Below are 23,501 nucleotides of genomic sequence, written 5' to 3' on the forward strand. Positions count from 1 at the left end.
CTAGCTGGAGAAACTGTGTTGGCCAAGGGGACATACGTCTGCTCCCCCAGCGGCTTTGGGCAAAAGTCCCGCTGCTACCGCAAGTAGGTCCGGCCCTCTCCTTCCAAACGATCCAAATCCGGAGCGCAGCCTGAACCGCAGGGCTGGCTGCGCCTGAATTGAATATCCAGCAGTTCTCCTGGAATTGCAGCGTCCGGCATTTGCCGGAGGCCCATTTGTGCGGCATTGCAGAAGCCTTCCTCTGCGGCATTCACGCGATTGCCTTCTGCGCGCAGCCATGCTGTGGTGCGCGCGACAGAAGACCTTTCAGGGAGACATACTGATGACCGACGCCCCGTCCTATGGTTTTGACACCTTGCAAATCCATGCCGGCGCCAAGCCGGACCCTGCCACCGGCGCGCGGCAGACGCCGATTTATCAAAGCACGGCCTACGTCTTCCGCGATGCCGAACACGCCGCCGCGCTGTTCAACCTGCAGGAAGTCGGTTTTATCTACTCCCGCCTGACCAACCCGACCGTTGCGGTGCTGCAGGAACGCCTGGCAACGCTGGAAGGCGGCGTCGGCGCGGTCTGCTGCTCCTCCGGCCACGCGGCACAGATCATGGCACTGTTCCCGCTGATGGGGCCGGGCTGCAACGTGGTGGCCTCGACCCGGCTTTATGGCGGCACCGTCACCCAGTTCAGCCAGACCATCAAACGCTTCGGCTGGTCTGCGAAATTCGTCGACACCGACGATCTGGACGCGGTGAAGGCGGCGATCGACGAAAATACCCGCGCGGTGTTCTGCGAATCCATTGCCAACCCTGGCGGCTATGTGACCGACATCCGCTCGCTGGCCGACATCACCGATGGCGCCGGCATCCCACTGATCGTCGACAACACCTCTGCCACGCCTTACCTGTGCAACCCGATTGCCCAAGGGGCCACGCTGGTCGTGCATTCGACAACCAAGTACCTGACCGGCAACGGCACCGTGACCGGCGGCTGCGTGATCGACAGCGGCAAGTTCGACTGGTCCGGAAATGACAAGTTCCCGTCTCTGTCCGAGCCGGAACCGGCCTACCATGGCCTCAAGTTCCACGAGACCTTCGGGCCGCTGGCCTATACCTTCCACGGTATTGCGATCGGTCTGCGTGATCTCGGCATGACGATGAACCCGCAGGCGGCGCATTATACCCTGATGGGGATTGAGACCCTGTCCTTGCGGATGCAGCGCCACTGCGAGAACGCCCGCACGGTTGCGGAATGGCTCGAGAACGACGACCGGATTGATTACGTGACCTATGCCGGCCTGCCGTCCTCCCCCTATTACGAGCGTGCGCAAGCCTGCTATCCCAAGGGCACCGGCGGTCTATTCACCTTTGCGGTCAAGGGCGGTTATGAGGCCTGCATTAAGCTGGTGGATTCGCTGGAGATATTCAGCCATGTGGCCAACCTCGGCGATACCCGCTCGCTGATCATCCACTCCGCATCCACCACGCACCGCCAGCTGACGCCGGAACAGCAGGAGGCGGCAGGCGCCAGCCCCAATGTGGTGCGGGTGTCGATTGGGATTGAGGATGCCGGCGACCTGATCCGCGATCTGGACCAGGCACTGGCCAAGGCCTGCGGCTAAGGTTCGCTTTATCAGGAACAGGAAGGCCGGGCGCAATGCCCGGCCTTTTCGCTTTTCCGGTTACTCACCGCCCGGCACCAGCATATCAAACACAACCGACACATTATGGGTGAAGGTCAGTTCCCCTGCCTCGATCGGCATTGCGTCGCTGCGGGCCATCTCCATGGTCATCATTGGACGTCCGCCACCGCCGCCATGCTCGGAGATCGAACGCACCGGGCCCAGCTCCATGCCTGCTGCCTCAGCCAGCTGCTCCGCCTTGCGGATCGCGTCCTTAACTGCTTCGCCGCGGATTTGGTCGGCGGCCGCAGAGGGATCATTAACTCCGAAGCTTAGCCCTTGAAAGCGGTTTGCCCCGGCCGTCAGCACGGCGTCCAGCACCGGCCCCAGTTCGCTCAGGTCACGGACCCGCACCATCAGGGTATTCGAAGCCTCGAAACCCGTGATCCCGCGCCGTCCGCCGCTGTCGTAGGAACGGTCCTGCGACCAAACCGGGTGCATGGCAATCTGCTGGGTTTGCATATCCTCAGCGGCGATACCAGCGTCCTTCAAACGCGTGATCACCGACTGCATCCCCTCTGCAACCGCAGACATGGCTGCCGCCGCCTCCTCAGCCTCTTCTGTCACGCCCAGGGTGATGGTAGCCAGTTCCGGCGCCATCTGAAGCTTGCTCTCGCCCGTAACAGTGATCTGGCGCGGGACTTCGGCCCCGCTTGCCGCCAGTGCGCCTGTGCTCATCGACAGCATCAGGGCAGCTGCCAAAAGTTTCTTTGCCTTCATGCTCAAAAGCTCCTTTTCCGAATGCAGCTTACATGGGGACGGCAAACTGCCGCCCGCAAGGCCTGCACCCCGTCTTTTCCTTTAACTCGGCAGGTTCCTGCTTTAAGGTCCGCGGCAAAACACCGGGCGCAGCAGCGGCCCCGGGCAGTATGGATTTGGATGGTTTGACCCAAAGCATGAAACCGGCCTTCGCTCTTTCCCTTTCCGCTGACGGCATAGAACTTCTGCACCGTGCCCCGGACGGCTGGCGGAGCGTGGCCAGCACTCCATTTGACACCGGGGACCTTCCTGCAGCGCTTGCCTCAATGCGCAAGACTGCACTGCGGCTGGCATCAGAAGGGGTCTATTCCAAGCTGATCCTGCCGAATGACCAGATCCGCTATCTGAGCATTGAGACTGGAGATCTGACCGCGGGCGAACGGATTGAGGCTGCGCGCAAGGCACTGGATGGCGCAACGCCTTATCCCGTGGACGAGCTGGCCTTTGACATCTGCGCCGAAGGCGGTGTTACCCATGTCGCGGCAGTGGCGCTGGAAACGCTCGACGAAGCGGAAACCTTTGCAGTGCAGCACGGTTTCGGGCCTGTCAGTTTTGTTGCCGCACCTCAGGACAGCGGCTTCCGGGGCGAACCGTTCTTTGGCACCACCCGGATGATCCGCGGAACCGAAGTTGAACCGGACAATGCCGTGGTCGAGGTGATCGGTCCGGTTAACCTTGCGGAACCTGAAACAGGTGATCTTTCTGAAGACCAGCCCCCTGCTTCCGTTGAACCCGAAGAAACAGAGGCTCTTGCAGCCTCTGCTCCACCGGCAATTTCATCTTCTGACACGGACAAAGCTGCCCAGCCCGGCGCCGCTCCGGAAAGCCCGGAAGCCTTAGGCCAGCAGGAGCCCCTCGAGGCCCCCGTCACAGCCGCGTCAGCCGGCCCCGCCTCAGAACCTGACCCCTTGCACCCAGAGCCGCCCGAAGCTTCACAGCCGGATGAGGGCCACGCTGCGGCGGCACCTGCTGCAAAGGTTTCCAGCAGCCGCCGCGGCACCGCGCCAGAGCAAGACGCGGAAAACCCGCCGCTGCCCCCCGCACTCAAATCTGCCCCTCTCGCGCCTCCAGCCGCTGCTCCGCTCGCAGATGGCAGCACGCCGGTAGCTGATCAGGGGCCTGCAAAACCGCTGGGCGCGGCAAACACCTCAGCGGCAGAAGAAAAGAAAGTACCGCAACGGACCATTCCGCCAGCACCCGCAGCTCTGCGCGCACCGTCTCCTGCCGCGCCCGCACCGCGGCCGGAAACCAAGCCTGACCGCAAAAAGGCAACTGGCGGCAAGCCGCGCTACCTAGGACTTGCGCTGACCGCCGCGCTGCTATTGCTGCTGGCTACGGTCGCAGTCTGGGCACTGTTCAGCGAGGGCGGTTTCTTTGCCGCCCGCCCGGCCACGGACAATGACCAATCCCCTGCCCCGGCCGTCATCTCTGGCGAACTTCAACCCGAAGAAACCGAGCCGACAACTTCTTCCGGCACTGCCGGCCAGCCGGCTGAGATTTCCCCGCAAGTCAGTGTTCTGGCGGATCAGCCGGATCCGGGCCTGAGCGAAGCCGCACCATCCTTACCCGACGATTCGGAGGCAGTCCCCTCTGTAGAGGATGAAGCCACCGCCGACGGCGTCGCCCCCCCGGAAGAAGGAACGGATACCGCGTTCCTGGATCCACAAGCCCTGCAGCCCGGGACGGCAGACGCCCCAGTGTCAGAACCGCTGGACGAACTGGCCCAGGCCGCCCGCTACGCTGCGACCGGTGTCTGGCCGGTGGCTCCGGAACTGGACACTATCCCCGCCGCTCCTGGCCTGGATGAACTTTATACTGCCTCCGTTGACCACTCGGAAATTGCGGCTGATGCAGTTGCTTTGCCGCAACCCGAAACTTACGCCCAGGACGAAGTTCCGGGCGCGATTGCCTCCCCTGCCGCAGCAGGGTCCGAATTTGATCTGGACGAACGCGGATTGGTCAAGGCCACCCCCGAAGGCACGCTCAACCCGGATGGCGTCACGGTTTTTCTTGGCAGGCCGCAGAAGGTGCCGCCGCCTGCGCCGGACCGCAGCGACCCGGCAGCTGAGGCGCTGGCGGAGGAAGTCGCCCGCAACCAGGTGCTGTCACGCAAGCGCCCCAAGGCCCGGCCTGCTGATCTGGCGGAACAGGTGGAACGGGCCCAGAACGGCGGCCTCAGCCGTGCCGAACTGGCCGGGCTGCGCCCGCGCAAGCGCCCTGCCAGCCTGAAATCGGCAGAGGAAGAAGAACTGCCGGTCACCGCGCAGGCCATTGCGTCGTCGGTTGTGCCGCGCGGCCGTCCCGCAAATTTTGCCAATCTGGTCGACCGCGCCCGCCGCAACGCGCAAAACCAGGTGCAGACCGCGGCCGCCGTGCCTGCGGCTGCCGCTGCTGCACCGCCGCGCATTCCGACCAGCGCCTCCGTGGCCCGGCGTGCGACCGTAAACAACGCCCTCAACCTGCGGAAACTGAACCTGATTGGCGTCTATGGCACCGCTGCCAACCGCCGTGCCTTGGTTCGTTTGCCCTCGGGCCGCTACAAGAAGGTGCAGGTCGGCGACCGGATCGACGGCGGCCGCGTGATTGCCATTGGTGAAGGCCAATTGCAGTATCAGAAAGGCGGCCGCAACCGAACTCTGACGATGCCAAAGAGCTGAACAGCCGCATAGCTGCCTGCTTCCCTCTTGGCACTGTCTTCTCTGCAAGGGTCAGAAACTGCGCCTTTTCCTAATACCCCACCACAAAAAAGCCGGGCCTGCTATGCAGGCCCGGCGCAGTCAGTCTCTCTGATGCCGCTTACTCCGCAGCCTGGATCTCGCCGCTTTCGATCTGCTCGCGCTCGATCGATTCAAACAGCGCCTTAAAGTTGCCCTCGCCGAAGCCATCGTCGCCTTTGCGCTGGATGAACTCGAAGAAGATCGGCCCGATCACGGTTTTCGAGAAGATCTGCAGCAGGATACGGGTCTCACCACCGTCCACCACGCCTTCGCCGTCAATCAGGATGCCGTGCTTCTTCATGCGGTCCAGCGGCTCATCATGGCCCTGCACCCGCTCCTTGGACATCTCGTAATAGGTGTCATTCGGGCCGGGCATGAACTTCAGGCCCTTGTCGGCAATTGCGTCGGTGCTGGCATAGATATCCTCGGTACCAACCGCGATGTGCTGAATGCCTTCGCCGTTGTACTTCTTCAGATAGGACACGATCTGCCCGGTTTCGCCGCGATCCTCGTTGATCGGGATCCGGATGCGGCCGCAGGGCGAGGTCAGCGCACGGCTGAAGAGACCGGTGAATTTACCCTGGATATCAAAGAAGCGGATCTCCTTGAAGTTGAACAGCTCCTCGTAGAACTTGAACCACTTGTCCATGTTGCCCTTGTAGACATTGTGGGTCAGGTGATCGAGGTAATAGAACCCGTCACCGCGCGGCTTGGACTGCTTCAGCCACTCGAACTCTGTGTTGTAGGGCGAGGTGTCGTAATACTGGTCGATGAAGTAGATCAGCGAGCCGCCAATGCCCTTGATCGCGGGCACATCCATGACCTTGCCCGGGCCTTCATAAACCTCGGCGCCTTTGGACACCGCGTGTTCAAACGCCTTTTGCGCATCAGCAACCCGCCAGCCCATCGCCGGGGCGCAGGGGCCGTGCTCATCCACGAACTTCGCGGCAAAGCTGTCGGGGTCTGCGTTCAGGATGTAGGTGACGTCCCCTTGCTGCCACAGCTCCACCAGCGGCTGGTCCTTGCGGCGGCCGGTCAGCTCATAACCCATACGGGTGAACAGCGCCCGCAGTTCGTCCGGCTCCGGGCTGGCAAATTCGACAAACTCAAAGCCGTCGGTGCCTGCGGGGTTTTCAGGGGTGATTTCGGATTTCGGGGCGTTGTGCGGGAAAGGACCCATTGCGCGTCTCCTTCATGTCATTCGGGACAAGGTGAATTCTTGAATCAAGAATACCGCATTCGCTATGCAGTTTTTCCGCGTATTTGCGCACCACACCCTTGATTTGCGCGCAAGTTACGCATCACAATGCTGAACTCAGGAGAAATCACGCATGCTGGATCCGACTGACACAAAACTGCTCGCAGCTCTGCAGAAAAATGCCCACCTCACCGCGCAGGAACTCGGGGAGATGCTGAACCTGTCCCCCAGTCAGGCCGGGCGGCGGCGGCAGCGGCTGGAAGCAGAGGGATACATCGAAGGCTACGCGGCCCGATTGAACCCGGCCAAGCTGGGACTGGCGGTTCAGGGCTTTGTGCAGGTTCACCTAAGCAGCCACGGGCCGGAACAGTCCAAGGGATTTGCGCGGCTGGTCGCCAGTCAGCCGGAAATCACGTCAGCCTGGACCATGACCGGCGAGGCAGATTACCTGCTGCGTGTCTATTGCACCGATCTGCAAGCACTGAACACGTTGATCCATGAAATTCTGCTGCCCCATCCCGGCGTTGCCAGGGTCCAGAGCCAGATCGTGATGGCACAATTAAAACGCGACGCGCCGCTGCCGACTTAACCAGCTGAGAAGGATTTGGGCCTAAAGATGCAGCAACGACTTCTGTAACCCAAAGTGGAACTTTTCCGTGTCCTTTGTAGACCGCCGTGTTGAAACCCGCCCAACCAGCGGCGAGGCACCGTTTGGCCTCAATGAAGTATTCTTTTCCCGAACCGACAGCCGGGGGGTGATCCGCGCCGGGAACTACGTGTTCCGCCGCGTCGGCGCTTACCCCTGGGAAGAACTGATCGGTGCGCCGCACAAGGTGATCCGCCACCCCGACATGCCCAAGGGGGTGTTCTCGCTGTTCTGGGACACCATTCAGCGCGGCGAAAGCATCGGTGCCTACGTCAAGAACAAGGCCAAGGATGGTTTGTACTATTGGGTCTTTGCAGTGGTGGTGCCCTGCGGGGACGGATACCTGTCGGCCCGTATCAAGCCCAGCAGCAAGCTGTTTGACGAAGTGCGCGGCCTTTACGCCAAAATGCTGAAGCGTGAAAAGGACGAGGGCGTCAAACCGGAGGAAAGCGCTCAATACCTGCTCGATTGGCTCAAAAGCCAGGGCTTCGAGGATTACCACCAGTTTGCTGCACATGCCCTCAGCCAGGAACTGATCGCGCGGGACAAGGGCTTGGGCAACCAGCAAAACGCCCGGATTCAGGAACTGACCGGCATGCTGGAAGATGCCGAAAAGCTGGCAGAGGAAACTGATGGTCTGATCGCAGACTTCGATGCCATGCACACCATTCCGCATAATCTGCGGGTGCTGGCGTCGCGCATCGAACCCTCAGGCGGGCCGGTCACTGTTCTGTCTCAAAACTACGGCGCCATGTCACGGCAGATGTCGGATTGGTTTGGCGCCCACGTGATGGGCGAAAACAGCAACTTCGCCAAGATCAAATCCTCGGTGAACGACAGCCTGTTTGTCGAGGGCATGGCGCGCGTTCTGATCGAATGCGACAACCAGCTGCAGCAGGAACGCCGCGATCTGGGCGATGCCGACATGGAATCAGAACGAACGATTCTGGGTGACCTGGTGAAACAGCAGGTCAAGCGGTCTGAAGAGGGCATGAAAGAAGTGGATGAGGAAGCCGCGCGCATCACCGGTGCCTGCCAGATCATGCACCGCCATTTCCTGGGTCTCAGCTCCACCCGGGTTCTGCTCAAGATCGAAAGCGCTCGCCTGACTGATTCCGGTGAAACCCTGGCGGATATTATTGACCAGCTCGGCGGCTTCCAGGAGCGGATTTCCAGGCGGCTGGACCGGATCGGCAAACTCAGCGAAGATATCCGGATGCTTGAGCAGTAAAGGCCGCACAGGCGCCCGATTGCCGCAACAGCCTGTTCCGCCGCCGCAAAGCCATTGCCAAGGCCGGGGCAGGCTTGCGATACCTGTAATATGGAAGAATTTTTCTATCAGGCGACAATTTACCTCGGCGCAGCAGTGATTGCGGTGCCGCTGGCAGCGCGTCTCGGCCTGGGCTCTGTGTTGGGATACCTTGCGGCAGGCATCGCCATCGGCCCGGTGCTGGGCCTGACCGGTGCGGAAACCGAGGACCTGCGCCATTTTGCTGAATTCGGCGTGGTCATGATGCTGTTCCTGATCGGGCTGGAACTGGAACCGCGCGCGCTTTGGGCGATGCGGGACAAGCTGATCGGGCTGGGCGGCATGCAAGTTGCCCTATCGACGGTCGTCCTGATGGGCGCAGCAATGGCCATGGGCCAGCCCTGGCATGTCAGCCTAGCCGTCGGCCTGGCACTGTCTCTATCCTCTACAGCTATTGTGCTGCAGACCCTGTCGGAAAAGGGGCTGATGCAGACCGGCGGCGGCCGCTCCGCCTTCTCGGTGCTGCTGACCCAGGATATCGCGGTCATTCCGATCCTCGCCTTTTTGCCCTTGCTAGGAACCTATGCCATCCCCCAGTTTGCCGCAGATGGTTCGATCAGCCGGGAAGGCGCTGGCGGCCATGGCGGCCACGGCTCTTTGTCACTGGTGGACGGGCTGCCAGGCTGGGCGGTGGCGCTGGTCACTTTGGCTGCAATTGCCTTCATCATCCTGGCGGGCATTTACCTGACCCGGCCGCTGTTCCGCTTCATCCATGCCTCCAACCTGCGCGAGATGTATACTGCACTGGCGCTGATGATCGTGGTCGGCATTTCCTTCGTGATGACCCTGGTCGGCCTGTCGCCTGCGCTTGGCGCCTTCCTGGCGGGTGTGGTGCTTGCCAACTCCGAGTTCCGGCACGAGATGGAAAGCGACCTCAATCCCTTCAAGGGGCTTCTGCTCGGGCTGTTCTTCATCACAGTGGGGGCCGGCATCAACTACCGCCAATTCCTGGCCGACCCCGGCGACCTGATCGGTCTCGCGCTGCTGGTGATCTTTGCCAAGGGCGCTGTGCTCTTTGTTGTCGGCCGCGCCTTCGGCCTGCGCCGGCGGCGTCTGTGGCTGTTTACACTCAGCCTGGCGCAGGCCGGCGAATTTGGCTTTGTGCTGCTGGCCTTTTCCACCCAGCTCAACGTGCTTCCGCCGGCGCTGTCCGAAAAACTGCTGCTGGTGATCGCCCTGTCGATGCTGATTACCCCGCTGTTGTTCATTGCCTATGATCTGCTGTCCAAACGCATGGGAGAACCTCTGCAGGCACCTGAGCCGGACGAGATCGACGAAGAAGGCCCGGTGATCATTGCCGGCATCGGGCGGTTCGGACAAATCGTCAACCGGCTGGTGCAGGCCAGCGGCTTCAAGACCGTGGTTCTGGACCACGATATGGAGGCGGTGCAGCTAATGCGCCGCTTCGGGGTCAAGAGTTTCCTGGGCGACCCAACCCGCCCGGAGCTTCTGAAGGCCGCAGGTATCGCCAAGGCCAAGGTTTTTGTTGTGGCGCTGGATGACCCGGAAGGTGTGGTCAAGATGGTCTCCTATGTGCGCCGGGCCTACCCGGACCTGCACATCATTGCCCGCGCCAAGGACCGCAACCATGTCTATGAGCTGTACCAGGCCGGTGCCGACGACATCGTGCGAGAGCTGTTCGACAGCTCCGTCCGCGCCGGCCGCTATGTGCTGGAGAACGTCGGTCTCAGCGAATACGAGGCCGCGCAAGCCGCGCAGACCTTCTACAATCACGACCGCCAGAACCTGCGCGATCTGGCACAGCACTGGATCCCGGGCGTGCCCGCCAGCCAAAACCCCGCTTATATCGAACGGGCGCAGGAATTGGAGAAGGCTATCGAAAGCGCGATCTTCGAAATGGCTGAGCGGAAGCGCAAACGCTCTTCCGAAGCTGCAGAATGAAAAAAAGCCCCGGCACAGGCCGGGGCTTCAAAATTGGATCTTCAGGCCGATAGGTTCAGCTGTCGGAAACGCCGGCTTCGGCAAAGGTCGCCATACCGCTGTGGCAGGCGATGGCGCCTTTCAGAACCTGAATCGCCAGCGCCGCCCCGGAGGCCTCGCCCAGGCGCAGGCCCAGCGACAGCAGCGGTTCCTTGCCCAGCTTTGCCAGCAATGCCGCATGCGCAGCTTCGGCGCTTTGATGACCCGCAACCGCATGGTCCAGCGCACCATCCGCAGTCTGCAGCAGGCAGGCCGCCGCGGCGCAGCAGATAAACCCGTCAAGGATCACCGGGATATGCAGCACCCGGGCGGCGGCGATTGCACCCGCCATGGCCGCAATCTCACGCCCGCCCAGGCAGGCCAGCGCGTCCAGGCCGTCGCGGATTGCAGCGCGGTGCAACGCGACGCCTTCCGCCACCACCCTGGTCTTGTTGGCCAGGCCTGCGTCATCCACACCGGTGCCACGGCCGGTCCAGTCCGACGCCTCTCCGCCAAACAGCGCACAGGCCAGGGCCGCAGCCGGTGTGGTGTTGCCGATCCCCATTTCGCCAACAACCAGCAGGTCCGCCGAAGGGTCCACAGCCTCCCATCCAGCCTTCAGCGCCACCAGCAATTCGTCCTGGCTCATTGCGGCGCTTTTGGTGAAATCAGCGGTCGGACGGTCCAGTTCCAGCGCATGAACGTCCATGCGTGCGCCTGCCATCTTGGCCAGCTGGTTGATTGCTGCACCGCCGTGCTCGAAGTTGATAACCATCTGGGCCGTCACTTCAGCCGGGAATGCCGAAACACCTTGCTCCATCACCCCGTGATTGCCTGCAAAAACGATCACCTGGGGCGCGGCAATTTCCGGCCGCTCACTGCCGCGCCAGCCGCCGTACCAGATCGCCAATTCCTCCAGACGCCCCAGCGCGCCCGGCGGCTTTGTCAGCTGACCGTTTCGCGCCGCAGCGGCGGCGGCAGCTGCTTGGTCCTGCGCTGGCGCGCCGGCCAGTACGGCGCGAAAATCATCAAGGGAGGAAAGCTGTGGCAGCATAGGAAAGCCTCGTTGCATCTGAGTGGTGGACGCGGATAAAGCGGATTGACCCTGTTTAACCGCTGGCAGCCCCGCCGCAAGCACTGCAATAGGCCCGCAAATGCAAAAAAACGACATTCAGGCAAAAGACATTCTGCTGGCGCTGGTGCTGCTGACCAGGCTGCCGCTGCCGCACCTGCCGCAGCAGGCCTTCCAGCGCCAGGCCAAGGCGGTCTGGGCGTTTCCGCTGGCCGGTCTCGCAGTGGCGCTGCCCGCAGCGCTGCTGGCGGCGCTGGCGCTGGCTGCCGGGCTGCCTGCCATGGTGGCCGCAGGTCTTGCGCTGGCAGTGCAGGTGATGCTGACCGGCGCCATGCATGAGGACGGGCTGGCCGACACCGCCGACGGGTTGTGGGGCGGCTTTACCCGCGAGCGGCGGCTGGAGATCATGAAGGACAGCCGTATCGGAGCTTACGGGGTGATCGCGCTGATCCTGGGGCTGGGACTGCGGTGGAGCGCCTTGGCCGCTGTGTTCGCGGCGGCCGGTGTCTGGCCGCTGCTGACAATCGCAATGATGAGCCGGGCAGTGATGCCCCAGCTTATGGCATTTTTGCCAAACGCCCGTTCCGCCGGCCTGTCACAGACCGTTGGCCGCCCCCGCGCCCTGCCCTGCCTGCTGGCTGCAGTGCTGGCAATTGCTCTGTCGCTGCCACTGATCGGCGGCGCGGCCTTTGGCGTGGCTTTGGCTATGGGTGCTGCTGCGGCCGGGCTGGGCGCCCTGGCCAAGGCCAAGGTCGGCGGCCAGACCGGAGATGTTCTGGGCGCTTCGCAGCAGGCGGCTGAGATTGCCGGACTTCTCGTCCTGCTTGCCTTCTGCGGTTAACTCACCCTGAGACGAACAAAAGCCGCGCCCTTTCGGGCACGGCCTTCAATCTTAGATCAGCGCAGCGATCAGGCAGCGCGGGAAGTCAGGACCTCATCCACCTGCTTGGCAGCGGCGATTTCATCGTTGCCGGAAACAGCGGCCACTTCGCGGGTCAGGCGCTCCAGCGCAGCCTCGTACAGCTGACGCTCGGAATAGCTCTGCTCGCGCTGGTCGTCGGTGCGGTGCAGGTCGCGCACCACCTCAGCGATGGAGATCAGGTCGCCGGAGTTGATCTTTTGCTCGTACTCCTGGGCGCGGCGCGACCACATGGCGCGCTTCACCTTGGCTTTGCCCTTGAGCGTCTTCATCGCCTGGGCGATCACATCCGGCGAGCTCAGCGAACGCATGCCCACTTCAGTTGCCTTGTTGGTCGGCACCCGCAGGGTCATCTTGTCCTTTTCAAAGGTGATCACGAAAAGCTCCAGCGCAAAGCCGGCCACTTCCTGCTCCTCGATCGAGATGATCTGGCCGACGCCATGCGCCGGATAGACCACATAATCATTGGGGCGGAATTCGAGCTTCTTCGACTTGGTCATACAGGTTCTTCCTCACTCATGGCCGGGCGGCACCGGCACTATGGCGTAAAAAAAATCCAGATCCGGTCAGTTCAGTTTGACCAGCCCTCAGGACATTTTCTCCGCAGAAATACCGCCCATTTTGCACGCCACTGCTACGGCGCACCGGGGGCGGACTCCGATTGTTTATGTCTATTGTGCGCTAAGTATATCATAAAAAAGGGCCGCCCGAAAGGCGGCCTTCTGGCAAGGCTCCGTGAAAACCCGAAGTGATACGGCGGTTTTCCGCACAAATGCGGCGTTCCCGCGGGAGCCAGAGAATCAGCCGCCTTCGCCGGGGGCCTCGGAGAAATACTTCTCCATCTTGCCCTCTTCGCCGTCGCGCTCCTCGTAGCCCGGCATCGGATCTTTCTTGGACACGATCACCGGCCACAGCTCTGCATATTTGCGGTTGAATTCAACCCATTTGTCCATGTCCGGCTCGGTATCCGGGCGAATTGCGTCTGCCGGGCATTCCGGTTCGCAAACGCCGCAGTCGATGCATTCGTCGGGATGGATCACAAGGGTGTTCTCGCCCTCATAGAAACAGTCCACCGGGCATACCTCGACACAGTCGGTGTATTTGCAGGCGATGCAGTTTTCCGTCACGACATAGGTCATTGTACCGAGTCCCGTTATCCGTTTGCGCCTAGCTAATCCAGACGCGGCTGCACTTCAAGGCGTCAAAAGCCCTCTGGCTTGCGGGTAAGATCAAGCGCCCTGCGGGCTTTTTTGTCCGGACGGCCTTTTCCCTCGAACTTTGGATTGGCCGGAATTTTTTCCTGCTTTTCCGTCATGTCAAAGTACAGCGCCTGTGCCTCCGGCGCCGGGCCGCGGCGTTCGCCGATGGCTTCCACCTTGACCACCCGGATCACTTTGCCTTGAGCAAAGGTCAGAACGTCACCCGGGGCAACGTTCTGAGCCGGTTTCAAAGCCTTGGTGCCGTTGAGGCGCACATGGCCCGCGCTGACTTGTTTCGCGGCCAGGCTGCGGGTTTTGAAAAACCGCGCATGCCAAAGCCATTTGTCGATGCGGATCTTGGGCGCCCCCTCAGTCATAGCCGGGTCAATCGCCCTGCTTCAGCCCCATCAGCGCTGCGGCGAAGGGGTTGTCCGGGTCGATCTGCTTTTCCTTCTTGGCAGGACGCGAGGAATAGGTCTTGGCGCCCTGATCCTGGCGCGGACCGCCCTTGCGGCCCGGCTTGCCCCGGCCACCATCACGGTCGCCGCCCTTGGCACCGCGCGGCTTGCCCTTGCCGCCAGGCTTGCCGTCGCCCTGCGGGCGGCGGTTCTGCTGGCGCTGGCCGCCTTGGCGTCCGCCGCGGTTACCGCCCCAAGTGAAGGTGAAAAAGACTTCCACCTCCGGCGCGTCAACAGCCGCATCGGCTGCTTCACCAACCGGGGTTTCGCCCGCAGCCGTTTCCGCAACGGGCGCCTCGGCTGCCGGCTCGGCCGGTTCCTCGGCGACGGGGGCAACGCCCTCGTCTGCGATGGCTTCAGTGCCGGCAGGCACATCCGCCGGCGCAGGCTCGCCTTCGGCATCCGGTGCCGCGGCCGGGGTGTTCTCTGCCTCTGCAGCGGCATCCATCACCGGCTGACCTTCGGCAGGCGTGCCGGTTTCTGCCACCACGGCGTCGGCAGGCTTCACCTTTTCGCGTTCGCCCTTCTCGGCTTTGTAGCCCAGGCCCTGCATCAGATCGGCGAACTGCTCCAGCGTCATACCGGTGATCGACAGCATGTCCGCCTTGGCTTCAAAGCCGCCGCGGCTGTCTTCGCCGCGCAGCATGTCAGCCAGACGCTCCAGCATGTCGATGCGGATCATCCGCTCGCCGGCGGCACGGTAGCCGGACATGGTGTCATAGCCTTCCGGCGCGTCTTTGATGGACGGCACGGTGACCAGACCCGGGGGCGGCGCCTCTGGGAAGTCTTGCAGGCCGTTTGCCAGCGACCACAGCACCAGGCGCAGACGGGTCGGCGCCGGCTTCAGCAGCAGCGGCATGAAAATGGTGAACTGGCCGAAGCGGATGCCGTGCTTGCGCAGCGCGCCGCGGGCGTCCTGATCCAGGTCCTTGACCTCTTGCGCCACGCCTGCACGGGGCAGCACGCCGAGGTTTTCGACCATGCGGAAGGCAAAGCCGCGCGCGAGACCGGTCAGTTCTTCATCTTTCTGCAGGTTCAGAAGCGGCTCGAACAGCGCGTTGATCTTGCGGGTGATGAAATGCAGCAGGCGGCGCTCGACCTTCTGGGCGACATCCGGGCCTGCGGCGTCATCAACGAAGACCTCGATCTGCGGGTTCAGCGCGTCGGCGCCGGCAACCAGCTTGCCCACCGCATGTTCGCCCCACATCAGACCGCCCTGTTCGGTAAAGTCGATCTCGGTATCGGGCGCGTTGTAGAACCGGTCCGCACGCAGATGGAATTGCGGCGCCAATGCCTGCAGCGAGGCCGCCTTGAGGGCCTTTGCCTCAGTGCCTTGCGCAGCTTTGTCCGGGCTGAACCGGAACCCCTCCAGACGGCCGACGAATTCGCCTTCGACCGTCACTTCACCCTTGTCATTCACTTCGGCCAAAAGGGCCTCCTTCTGTTTGAGCCGCCGCAACAGCACAGACGTGCGCCGGTCCACAAATCGCTGAGTCAAACGCTCATGCAGAGCATCCGACAACCTGTCTTCTACAGCGCGCGTCTCCCCGCGCCAATGGCTTTCGTCACGCAGCCAGCCATTCCGCTGCGCGACATATGTCCACGTCCGGATAAATGCCAGACGCTTGGACAATGTGTCGATGTTTCCGTCGGTGCGGTCAATCCGCTTTATCTGGCGGGCCATCCAGTCGTCCGGCACCACCCCGCCGCCATGCAAATGCTCGAAAATCACCCCCAGAAGCGACGTGTGTTCGGCATGGGAGATACCGCGGAAATCAGGGATCCGGCAAACATCCCACAACAATTTCACCGACTGCGCGTTGGTGGTGCGCGAGATCACGGCGGATTCCCGCGACAGCATCTTCAGCGCGCCCAGATCATCGGCTTCACGCGCTTTGATCAGGTTCTCGTTCGAGGGGCTTGATTCGAGCGAATTGATCAGCGCCTCAACCGAGCCGAATTGCAAATCGGCAGAGCGCCAGTTGAGTTTCTTCAGCGGCGTGAACTGATGGTTCATGATGGCCGATGCGGTGCCCTCATCCAGTGGCCTTGCATCGCCGGTGACGCCAAAGGTGCCGTGGCTCATCCCCCGGCCCGCGCGGCCTGCGATCTGCGCCAGTTCATTCGGTGCCAGCGGGCGCATCCGGCGGCCGTCAAACTTGGTGGTGGAGGAAAACGCCACATGGTCAATATCCAGGTTCAGCCCCATGCCGATGGCATCGGTCGCCACAAGGTAATCGACCTCGCCATTCTGATAGAGCGCCACCTGGGCGTTGCGTGTCCGGGGGGAGAGCGCCCCCATCACCACCGCTGCACCGCCCTTCTGGCGGCGGATCAACTCGGCGATTGCATATACATTATCAACCGAAAACCCGACGATTGCGGTCCGTGGCGGCATACGACTTATCTTTTTCGAACCAGCGTAGACCAGATCGGACATCCGGTCGCGGCGGACGAATTCGACACCCGGCACCAGCGCCGAGATCGGTCCGCGCATGGTGTCTGCGCCCAGAAACAGCGTCTCATGAGTACCGCGGGCGCGCAGCAACCGGTCTGTGAACACATGGCCGCGCTCCGGGTCGGCGCAGAGCTGGATTTCGTCGATGGCCAGGAAATCGCACCCCATGCCCTCCGGCATCGCCTCGACGGTGCAGATCCAGTACTGCGCCCGCGGCGGCACGATCCGTTCCTCGCCGGTGACCAGCGCCACGACTGACGGGCCGCGCGCAGCCACCACCTTGTCATAGACTTCCCGCGCCAACAGGCGCAGCGGAAAGCCCATCACTCCGGTGCGGTAGCCCAGCATCCGTTCGATGGCATAGTGGGTTTTGCCGGTGTTGGTCGGGCCCAGAACGGCCACGATCCGCGATGCGCTTGCCATAACTTCAGCCCCCGCGCCCCAGCGGGGCTTACAGTTCCCTGCCCTCGATCGAGGGCCTCAGACGTTCGAGGGCGCTGTTTACTTCCTCGTGGTGCGGATGTATAGCCTTGGCGCGCTGGTAGGCCTCATAGGCGCGTTCCGGCTGGCGGAACTGCTCAAACACCACGCCCAGCGCATAGACCGCGTTGTAGTCCTGCGGGTTCAGTGCCAGCGACCGTTCCAGATCCGCTATCGAAGGGCCGTAGAGGCCGATCTCGAAGTAAACCCGCGCGCGTTCATACCAGCCGCGGGCAAAGCCTGGCGCGTGATCGGTCAGCGCGGTCAGATGCTCCACCGCCTCCTGCAGGTCGCCGCGTTCCATCGCGTCCCGTCCCCGCCGCAGCAGCAGGTCCATTGAAGGAGAACCGCTCCTGGCCCACAGCGCCTGCAGCTCGCGGTCAATCGCCGCGGCCTCCGATGCTTCGGACTGCGCCAGATCCTGCAGCAGCACCTCGGCAGACAGCGCCTGCGCGGCACCACTGCCAGGCAGGGAAAGCGCGGCCATGGCAGCCGTTGCCGCCACGATAGCTTTGAGCTTTGGGAAATTTGCCACCATGATGCCCCCAGTGTAATCCCGCGCGCTGCATTTACCAGTAATAGCTGCTATGGCTTCACAGGTTTGTGCTATAAGGCGCGCAAAACAGATTGAGGATCAAGATGAGCGTTACCCTTGAACAGGCAGCTGAGGCCCTGAACGGCAAACTGGATGCAGGCGAATTCACCGCCTCCGCCAAATTCCAGATCGAAGGCCTGGGCGCCATCATGCTGGACAGCTCCGGCGCCCGCGTCGCCGATGAAGAGGCCGACGTGACCATGTCCGCCGACGCCGACACGTTCCAGTCGATCCTTGAGGGCGACCTGAACCCGACCGCGGCCTTCATGTCCGGCAAGCTGACCATTGACGGCGACATGGGCACGGCGATGCAGCTCGCCTCGGCGCTGGCCTGATGGACGGAACCCCGGTGGACCTCCAGCCCGCCCCCTTGTTTGCGGAAATCGCGCAGGGACCGGCAGGCGGGGAAGCCCACTGGGTGCACACCTCAGATGGCCTGCGCATCCGTGCGGGCCACTGGCGTCCTGAAGGGGAGGCAAAGGGCACGGTCCTGCTGTTCCCCGGACGTACGGAATATATCGAGAAATACGGGACCGCCGCGGCCGAGTTTGCCGCCCGCGGCTATGCCACCCTGACCGTGGACTGGCGCGGTCAGGGGCTTGCCGGACGGATGCTGGCCGAACGGCGGCTAGGCCATGTCGGCCATTTCACCGATTTCCAGAAAGATGTGCAGGCGCTGGCCGCGCTGGCCGCGCAATTGGACCTGCCCCGGCCCTGGCACCTGGTTGGCCATTCAATGGGCGGCGCCATCGGCCTGCGCGCCCTGATCGAGGGGCTGGAGGTCAACTCCTGCGCCTTCACCGGCCCGATGTGGGGCATCCAGATCCCGCCGCTGCTGCGGCCGCTGGTACGTGCCCTTGGCGGCATCGCGCCGCTGCTGCGTTTGGACGAACGGCTGCTGCCGACCACCGCGTTGGAGCAATACGTGCAGATAACCCCGTTCGAGGGCAACACGCTGACCACCGATCCGGAAATGTACAAGCTGATGCACGCCCAACTGGAAGCCCAGCCGGATCTGGCGCTTGGCGGTCCCACCATCCAATGGCTGCGGGTCAGCCTGCAGGAATGCGCGGAACTGGCAGCGATGCCCTCCCCCGCCCTGCCCTGCATCACCTTCCTCGGCACTGACGAGCAGATCGTCAATCCCGGCGCCATTCACGACCGCATGAACCGCTGGCCGGGCGGCGAGCTGGACCTGATCAAAGGGGGGCAGCACGAGGTGATGATGGAAACCCCGGAAATCCGCGCCCATGTGTTTTCCCGCATGTGCCGCTTGTTTGATCAGTACAGCCGCTGACCCCCGTTGCCTGGGCTGCGTACGCCCCGTTTACCCGGCTCTTACCCGAAAATGCCATTCTCTTGCGGCCCGGCGTCCGGCCTGCTTGTGATCCCGCAAGCCCGCCCTTAGATGTTGGGTCAAAGAATTTCTCATGACAGGAGCCCCCATGTTCCAGCTTCCCTTCCCCGTCCGCGACGCAAACGCCACTGCCGGTTCCGGCGGCCTCGGCGATCTGCCGGAATGGGACCTCAGCGATCTTTACGCGTCTGAGGACGCCCCCGAACTGGCCCGCGACCTGGAGTGGCTGGAGAAGGAATGCGCCGCATTTGCCGCCGATTACGAGGGCAAGCTCGCTGATCTGGATGCAGACGGGCTGCTGGAATGCGTGCAGCGCAATGAGAAGATCAACAACATCGCCGGCCGCATCATGTCCTTTGCGGGCCTGCGCTATTACCAGCTGACCACCGACGCCGACCGCGCGGCCTTTCTGTCCGATTGCCAGGAAAAGGTCACCATCGCCACCACCCCGCTGGTGTTCTTCACGCTGGAACTGAACCGGATCGAAGACAGCGTGATGAACGCGCATCTGGCCGCCAATGCGGAACTGGCGCGCTATGACAGCGTTTTCCGCCGCATCCGCTCGATGAAGCCCTACCAGCTGTCGGATGAGCTGGAGAAATTCATGCATGATCTCGGCATTGTCGGCGACGCCTGGGAAAAGCTGTTTGACGAGACCATCGCGGGCCTCACCTTCACCGTGAACGGCGAAGAGCTGAACATCGAAGGCACCCTGAACCTGCTGACTGAGCAGGACCGCAGCAAGCGCGAGGCCGCAGCCCGCGAACTGGCGCGCGTCTTTGCTGAGAACATCAAGACCTTCGCCCGTGTCCACAACACCCAGGCCAAGGAAAAGGAAATCATCGACCGCTGGCGCGGCATGCCCAGCGCCCAGACCGGCCGCCACCTCTCCAACGACGTGGAGCCCGAGGTCGTCGAGGCGCTGCGCGAGGCAGTGGTTGCCGCCTACCCCAAGCTTTCCCACCGCTATTATGAGCTGAAGCGCAAATGGCTGGGGCTGGACGTGATGCAGGTCTGGGACCGCAACGCGCCGCTGCCGCTGGAGGATACCCGCACCATCGGCTGGGATGAGGCTGAAAAGACGGTGATGGAGGCCTACAACGCCTTTGATCCCCGCATGGGTGAGATTGCCGCGCCGTTCTTCTCGGACGGCTGGATCGACGCCGGCGTGAAACCCGGCAAGGCCCCTGGCGCTTTTGCCCACCCCACCGTCACAAACGTGCACCCCTATGTGATGCTGAACTACCTGGGCAAGCCGCGCGACGTGATGACCCTGGCGCATGAGCTGGGCCACGGCGTGCATCAGGTGCTGGCGGCGGAACAGGGCGAAATGCTGTCCTCCACCCCGCTGACCCTGGCGGAAACCGCGTCTGTGTTCGGCGAGATGCTCACCTTCCGCAAGATGCTCGACAAGGCCGAAACCAAGGAGCAGCGCAAGGTGCTGCTGGCGGGCAAGGTCGAGGACATGATCAACACGGTGGTGCGCCAGATCGCCTTCTATGACTTTGAATGCAAGCTGCACGAAGCCCGCCGCGGCGGCGAACTGACCCCGGATGACATCAACGCCATCTGGATGTCGGTGCAGGCGGAAAGCCTGGGCGAAGCCTTTGAATATATGGACGGCTACGAGACCTTCTGGGCCTATATCCCGCACTTCGTGCATTCACCCTTCTATGTCTACGCCTATGCCTTCGGCGATGGTCTGGTGAACGCGCTCTACTCGGTCTATGCCGAGGGCGGCGAAGGGTTCGAGGACAAGTATTTCGAGATGCTCAAGGCCGGCGGTTCCAAGCACCACAAGGAGCTGCTGGCGCCCTTCGGCCTCGACGCCACCGATCCCAAGTTCTGGGACAAGGGCCTTTCGATGATCTCCGGCTTCATTGACGAGCTGGAAGCGATGGAAGACTGATGCCAATAGCCCTGCGCCCGGTGGCCCGCAGCGAGTTTGACCTGGTAAGCCGTATTGAGGTTGAACCGGATCAAATCCGTTTTTCCGGCACCGTAGCGCAGGCTTTTGGAGAAGATGAGGACGGCGTGGATTTTCACGCCATCCTCGACGGCACCCGCGCGGTCGGGTTCTTCAAAACAGACCGTCTTTATCATGAGACCTATGATTTCGCGGAGGCAAATACCCTGGGCCTACGCGGCTTCATGATTGATCGCCGCGCGCAGGGCAAAGGTTATGCCACTGCCGCCGTAGCGGCCCTGAAAACCTACCTGCCCGCCCAATACCCGGATCGTCCTGCCGTGGTGCTGACGGTCAACATGCAGAATCCTGCGGCAGTCCGCTGCTACCTGAAAGGCGGGTTTCAGGATACAGGGGGCATCTACCCGCACGGCCTTGCAGGCCCGCAGCACATCCTGCGGATGGCGCTGCCGCAGGGCTAAACCTGCACCCTAATTCGCTACCAGGGGCGGCCACTCTAAGCAGCAAAATCTAATACAGCTTGCAATCACGCCGTCGGATTTCCGAACAATTTATGGTATAGTCACTCCGTTCACCAGTTGGAGGGTACAAGTGATGTCTGTGTTCAAGAAAATCTGCGTTTTGGCGTTTGCGTCGATCATTGCAGCAGCACCAGCTTCTGCGGCTGGCCCAGACAAAAAGAACGGGGTCAGCGGTGAAACCATCGCCAAGCTGTACGCCGGGAAAACCTGGATCTGGAGCAAGGGCGGCACCTATTGGGCGCCAGACGGCAGCTTTCAAGCTATCTGGGAAGACAGCGTCGGCCTCGGCAAATGGTATGCAACCTCCAAGGGCAATCTTTGTTATGAAGCCCTCTGGTACCACGGCAAAGACGAACCAGGCAAACAGCGCAAGGAGTGCTTCCGCCACGTCGCCGACAGTCAGGGCCAGCTATGGAAGTACAGCGACAAGGACAAGTCCTGGTACAAGCCGACTAGAGAGTTTGCTGAGCGCATCAAGCCAGGGAACAAGATCAGTTCTCGGGTACGCAAGCTGAGAAAACGCTACGGGGTATAAAGGCACTCATCAGGCGTCAAATGACGCTGCCAGCCGCATCGGCTTCGCAAACATTCCAGACATGCAGCACCCCATGCCCAAGGATGATCCCATCAGCCAAGGGAGGCCCCCATGCATGGACGCTGCCTGTGCGGATCGGTGACATTTGAGGTGGAGCTGCCGGTCTTGTCGGTCGTGAACTGCCATTGCGAGAGCTGCCGAAGGCAATGTTCGGCGCCGATGACCACCTATATCGGCGTCACCGACGGCCAGTGGCAATGGACCGGAGAAGAGCCGAAACTGTTCCGGTCATCCCCGGGAGTAGAGCGGACATTTTGCGGCACCTGCGGCTCGCCCATGTCGTTCCGCTCGCAGGCGATGTCCGGCACCATGCATTTCTATGTTGCGGCGATGGCGGACCCGGAGGCCTTTGCCCCGGCCCTGCATGTCGCCCATGAAGAGAAGCTCTGCTGGTTCAACAGCGACGACGGGCTGCTCAAGCGCACCGGGCCGGAATACCTCTGACCGGCGCTCCGGACGTAGCGCAACCGGAATTCTGCAAGAATTCCGGCCAGGAAAACGCATGTTTTCCTAGCCGTTTCCCGCGCCGGGTAACGGCGCAGGGGGTCCCAGAGGGCCTTATTGATGCGGGAAATAGTCTTCACACTCCCCGTCGCGGTAGACATCCGCGGTACAGCAATGCAGACCGCCGCCAAAGGCATAGGCGTCGCGCAGCTCGACCTCGACCACTTCCATACCCAGCTTGTCCATCTGTTCCGCCTGGTAGACCTCGGATTTCTCGACGCAGACGGTTTTCGGGTCCAGCACCAGCACATTCATCGACAGCCAGGTCGAGGAATAACACAGCGGCGGCGGGGTGTTGTGGGCGGGCTGAGCCGCATCGACAATGTCCCAGCCGTTCTTGGTGAACATCGCGCGCTGCTCCTCCGGCAGGCGGCGCTGCGGGTTGTTCAGGATCAGACCCGGACGCAGCGGCGTGAAGGTGGCGTCGATGTGGATCGGGTACGGGTCGCCCGGGAAGTTCACCGTATGCACCCGGTGATCCGGGAAATGGCGGCGCAGCCATTCGATACCCTTGAGGTTGGTGGTGAAGCCATGCTGCACCACCAGATCCTTGCCAAAGCGCAGCACGTCGGCGGCATCGAACAAGGGCTCTTCCTCGGTGGTGACAAAGAACTTCTCTGCCGCCCATTCCAGGCGCTTGGCCTCGCCGATCTTTTCGCTGAGGTAATCCGGGTGGTAGTCCGCATCCGTAAGGCGCGGTTTGGGGGCGGCCTCGTGGCGGAAGTTCGGGTCCTCCTCCCAGTACTGCTTCAGCAGCGGCCTGTAGTTCAGGTATTCGAACCAGCGGCAGCGGTAGGACATGGTGGCTTCGAGCATCTCATGGCCGACGGTCAGCAGCACGTCGCGCGGCGGCATGCAGCCGAACTGGCTGTCGGTGTGGAAGTCCGGCGTGGTCACCGGCTGGGAATGATCGATGGAGACCGGGCGGTCCACCCGGATGCCGCGGCCGCGCAGCTGATCGGCGAAGTTGTCCAGCAGCTCATTAGCGCGGTCGATGGTTTCCTGCGGGCGGCGGCCCCACTGGCCGCGCATGTCGCTGTCTTCAGGCACCTTGGCATCCAGCGCGGGCTCCTCCGGCGGGATGTGGCAATCATCGGCACGGCCCACGATCACATGGCGCAGCGTGTCCCATTCATTCCAGCTTTTGACTTCAGTTTTTTCCGGCGACCAGGCCATGAATGCCTCCCTTGTC

General features: G+C 62.3%; 21 protein-coding genes. 12 read left to right on the forward strand and 9 right to left on the reverse strand.

Features of this window, described 5'->3' with window-relative positions; all coding sequences use genetic code 11:
* The first annotated feature begins 322 nt into the window (after nucleotides 1-322).
* Nucleotides 323-1,615, forward strand: coding sequence for an O-acetylhomoserine aminocarboxypropyltransferase/cysteine synthase family protein (locus tag GC1_RS13910; RefSeq protein WP_019294685.1), 1,293 nt, complete (start codon nucleotides 323-325; stop codon nucleotides 1,613-1,615).
* A 60-nt stretch (nucleotides 1,616-1,675) separates the two neighbouring features.
* On the opposite strand, the gene GC1_RS13915 is transcribed toward GC1_RS13910, so the two are convergent.
* Nucleotides 1,676-2,395 (reverse strand): SIMPL domain-containing protein, encoded by a 720-nt coding sequence (locus GC1_RS13915; protein WP_019294686.1) that lies wholly within the window; start codon nucleotides 2,393-2,395, stop codon nucleotides 1,676-1,678.
* A gap of 305 nt (nucleotides 2,396-2,700) precedes the next feature.
* Between GC1_RS13915 and GC1_RS13920 the strand changes: the two genes are divergently transcribed.
* Nucleotides 2,701-5,091 carry a hypothetical protein gene (locus GC1_RS13920; RefSeq protein WP_237754602.1) on the forward strand — a complete coding sequence of 797 codons (2,391 nt, stop codon included), beginning with the start codon at nucleotides 2,701-2,703 and terminating at the stop codon, nucleotides 5,089-5,091.
* Nucleotides 5,092-5,230: 139 nt separating this feature from the next.
* Here the strand turns inward: GC1_RS13920 and hppD are convergent, their stop codons facing one another.
* A complete protein-coding gene (gene hppD, locus GC1_RS13925; RefSeq protein WP_019294688.1) occupies nucleotides 5,231-6,331 on the reverse strand; it encodes a 4-hydroxyphenylpyruvate dioxygenase in 1,101 nt (366 codons plus the stop codon).
* Between the two features lie 151 nt (nucleotides 6,332-6,482).
* Between hppD and GC1_RS13930 the strand changes: the two genes are divergently transcribed.
* From GC1_RS13930 to GC1_RS13940, 3 genes are all read left to right on the forward strand, one after another.
* Nucleotides 6,483-6,938 (forward strand): Lrp/AsnC family transcriptional regulator, encoded by a 456-nt coding sequence (locus tag GC1_RS13930; protein WP_019294689.1) that lies wholly within the window; start codon nucleotides 6,483-6,485, stop codon nucleotides 6,936-6,938.
* 67 nt (nucleotides 6,939-7,005) lie between these two features.
* Nucleotides 7,006-8,226, forward strand: coding sequence for a PAS domain-containing protein (locus tag GC1_RS13935; RefSeq protein ID WP_019294690.1), 1,221 nt, complete (start codon nucleotides 7,006-7,008; stop codon nucleotides 8,224-8,226).
* 90 nt (nucleotides 8,227-8,316) lie between these two features.
* Nucleotides 8,317-10,206 carry a monovalent cation:proton antiporter-2 (CPA2) family protein gene (locus GC1_RS13940; RefSeq protein WP_019294691.1) on the forward strand — a complete coding sequence of 630 codons (1,890 nt, stop codon included), beginning with the start codon at nucleotides 8,317-8,319 and terminating at the stop codon, nucleotides 10,204-10,206.
* A gap of 55 nt (nucleotides 10,207-10,261) precedes the next feature.
* On the opposite strand, the gene cobT is transcribed toward GC1_RS13940, so the two are convergent.
* On the reverse strand, nucleotides 10,262-11,278 hold the full coding sequence (gene cobT / locus GC1_RS13945; protein WP_019294692.1) for a nicotinate-nucleotide--dimethylbenzimidazole phosphoribosyltransferase: 1,017 nt from the start codon (nucleotides 11,276-11,278) through the stop codon (nucleotides 10,262-10,264).
* Between the two features lie 100 nt (nucleotides 11,279-11,378).
* Here cobT and GC1_RS13950 point away from each other — a divergent pair, with 100 nt between their 5' ends.
* Nucleotides 11,379-12,137 (forward strand): adenosylcobinamide-GDP ribazoletransferase, encoded by a 759-nt coding sequence (locus GC1_RS13950; RefSeq protein WP_019294693.1) that lies wholly within the window; start codon nucleotides 11,379-11,381, stop codon nucleotides 12,135-12,137.
* Between the two features lie 68 nt (nucleotides 12,138-12,205).
* On the opposite strand, the gene GC1_RS13955 is transcribed toward GC1_RS13950, so the two are convergent.
* The 5 genes from GC1_RS13955 to GC1_RS13975 all read right to left on the reverse strand — a co-directional run bounded on the left by GC1_RS13955 (nucleotide 12,206) and on the right by GC1_RS13975 (nucleotide 17,348).
* A complete protein-coding gene (locus tag GC1_RS13955) occupies nucleotides 12,206-12,715 on the reverse strand; it encodes a CarD family transcriptional regulator (protein ID WP_019294694.1) in 510 nt (169 codons plus the stop codon).
* Between the two features lie 300 nt (nucleotides 12,716-13,015).
* Complete coding sequence (gene fdxA / locus GC1_RS13960) at nucleotides 13,016-13,354, reverse strand: ferredoxin FdxA (RefSeq protein WP_019294695.1); 339 nt, start codon at nucleotides 13,352-13,354, stop codon at nucleotides 13,016-13,018.
* 62 nt (nucleotides 13,355-13,416) lie between these two features.
* A complete protein-coding gene (locus GC1_RS13965; RefSeq protein WP_019294696.1) occupies nucleotides 13,417-13,791 on the reverse strand; it encodes an RNA-binding S4 domain-containing protein in 375 nt (124 codons plus the stop codon).
* A 7-nt stretch (nucleotides 13,792-13,798) separates the two neighbouring features.
* A complete protein-coding gene (locus GC1_RS13970) occupies nucleotides 13,799-16,753 on the reverse strand; it encodes a helicase-related protein (RefSeq protein WP_019294697.1) in 2,955 nt (984 codons plus the stop codon).
* A gap of 28 nt (nucleotides 16,754-16,781) precedes the next feature.
* The gene (locus GC1_RS13975; protein WP_019294698.1) at nucleotides 16,782-17,348 is read right to left on the reverse strand and encodes a tetratricopeptide repeat protein; all 567 of its coding nucleotides are present in this window, start codon (nucleotides 17,346-17,348) and stop codon (nucleotides 16,782-16,784) included.
* Nucleotides 17,349-17,449: 101 nt separating this feature from the next.
* Between GC1_RS13975 and GC1_RS13980 the strand changes: the two genes are divergently transcribed.
* From GC1_RS13980 to GC1_RS14005, 6 genes are all read left to right on the forward strand, one after another.
* The gene (locus GC1_RS13980) at nucleotides 17,450-17,740 is read left to right on the forward strand and encodes an SCP2 sterol-binding domain-containing protein (protein WP_019294699.1); all 291 of its coding nucleotides are present in this window, start codon (nucleotides 17,450-17,452) and stop codon (nucleotides 17,738-17,740) included.
* Nucleotides 17,740-18,702 (forward strand): alpha/beta hydrolase, encoded by a 963-nt coding sequence (locus GC1_RS13985; protein WP_019294700.1) that lies wholly within the window; start codon nucleotides 17,740-17,742, stop codon nucleotides 18,700-18,702. Before GC1_RS13980 ends, GC1_RS13985 begins: the two co-directional genes overlap by 1 nt.
* Nucleotides 18,703-18,850: 148 nt before the next feature.
* Entirely contained in the window at nucleotides 18,851-20,671 is a 1,821-nt protein-coding gene (locus GC1_RS13990) for a M3 family oligoendopeptidase (protein ID WP_019294701.1), read from the forward strand.
* Nucleotides 20,671-21,150, forward strand: a complete 480-nt coding sequence (locus GC1_RS13995; protein ID WP_019294702.1) for a GNAT family N-acetyltransferase — start codon at nucleotides 20,671-20,673, stop codon at nucleotides 21,148-21,150. Before GC1_RS13990 ends, GC1_RS13995 begins: the two co-directional genes overlap by 1 nt.
* Before the next feature lie 133 nt (nucleotides 21,151-21,283).
* Entirely contained in the window at nucleotides 21,284-21,745 is a 462-nt protein-coding gene (locus tag GC1_RS21970; protein ID WP_019294703.1) for a DUF995 domain-containing protein, read from the forward strand.
* 111 nt (nucleotides 21,746-21,856) lie between these two features.
* Nucleotides 21,857-22,249 (forward strand): GFA family protein, encoded by a 393-nt coding sequence (locus GC1_RS14005; protein WP_029204651.1) that lies wholly within the window; start codon nucleotides 21,857-21,859, stop codon nucleotides 22,247-22,249.
* A gap of 114 nt (nucleotides 22,250-22,363) precedes the next feature.
* On the opposite strand, the gene GC1_RS14010 is transcribed toward GC1_RS14005, so the two are convergent.
* A complete protein-coding gene (locus GC1_RS14010) occupies nucleotides 22,364-23,485 on the reverse strand; it encodes a serine/threonine protein kinase (protein ID WP_019294705.1) in 1,122 nt (373 codons plus the stop codon).
* Between the last annotated feature and the right edge of the window lie 16 nt (nucleotides 23,486-23,501).

The organism is Leisingera sp. ANG1 (assembly GCF_000203975.2).
Classification (GTDB): Bacteria; Pseudomonadota; Alphaproteobacteria; order Rhodobacterales; family Rhodobacteraceae; genus Leisingera.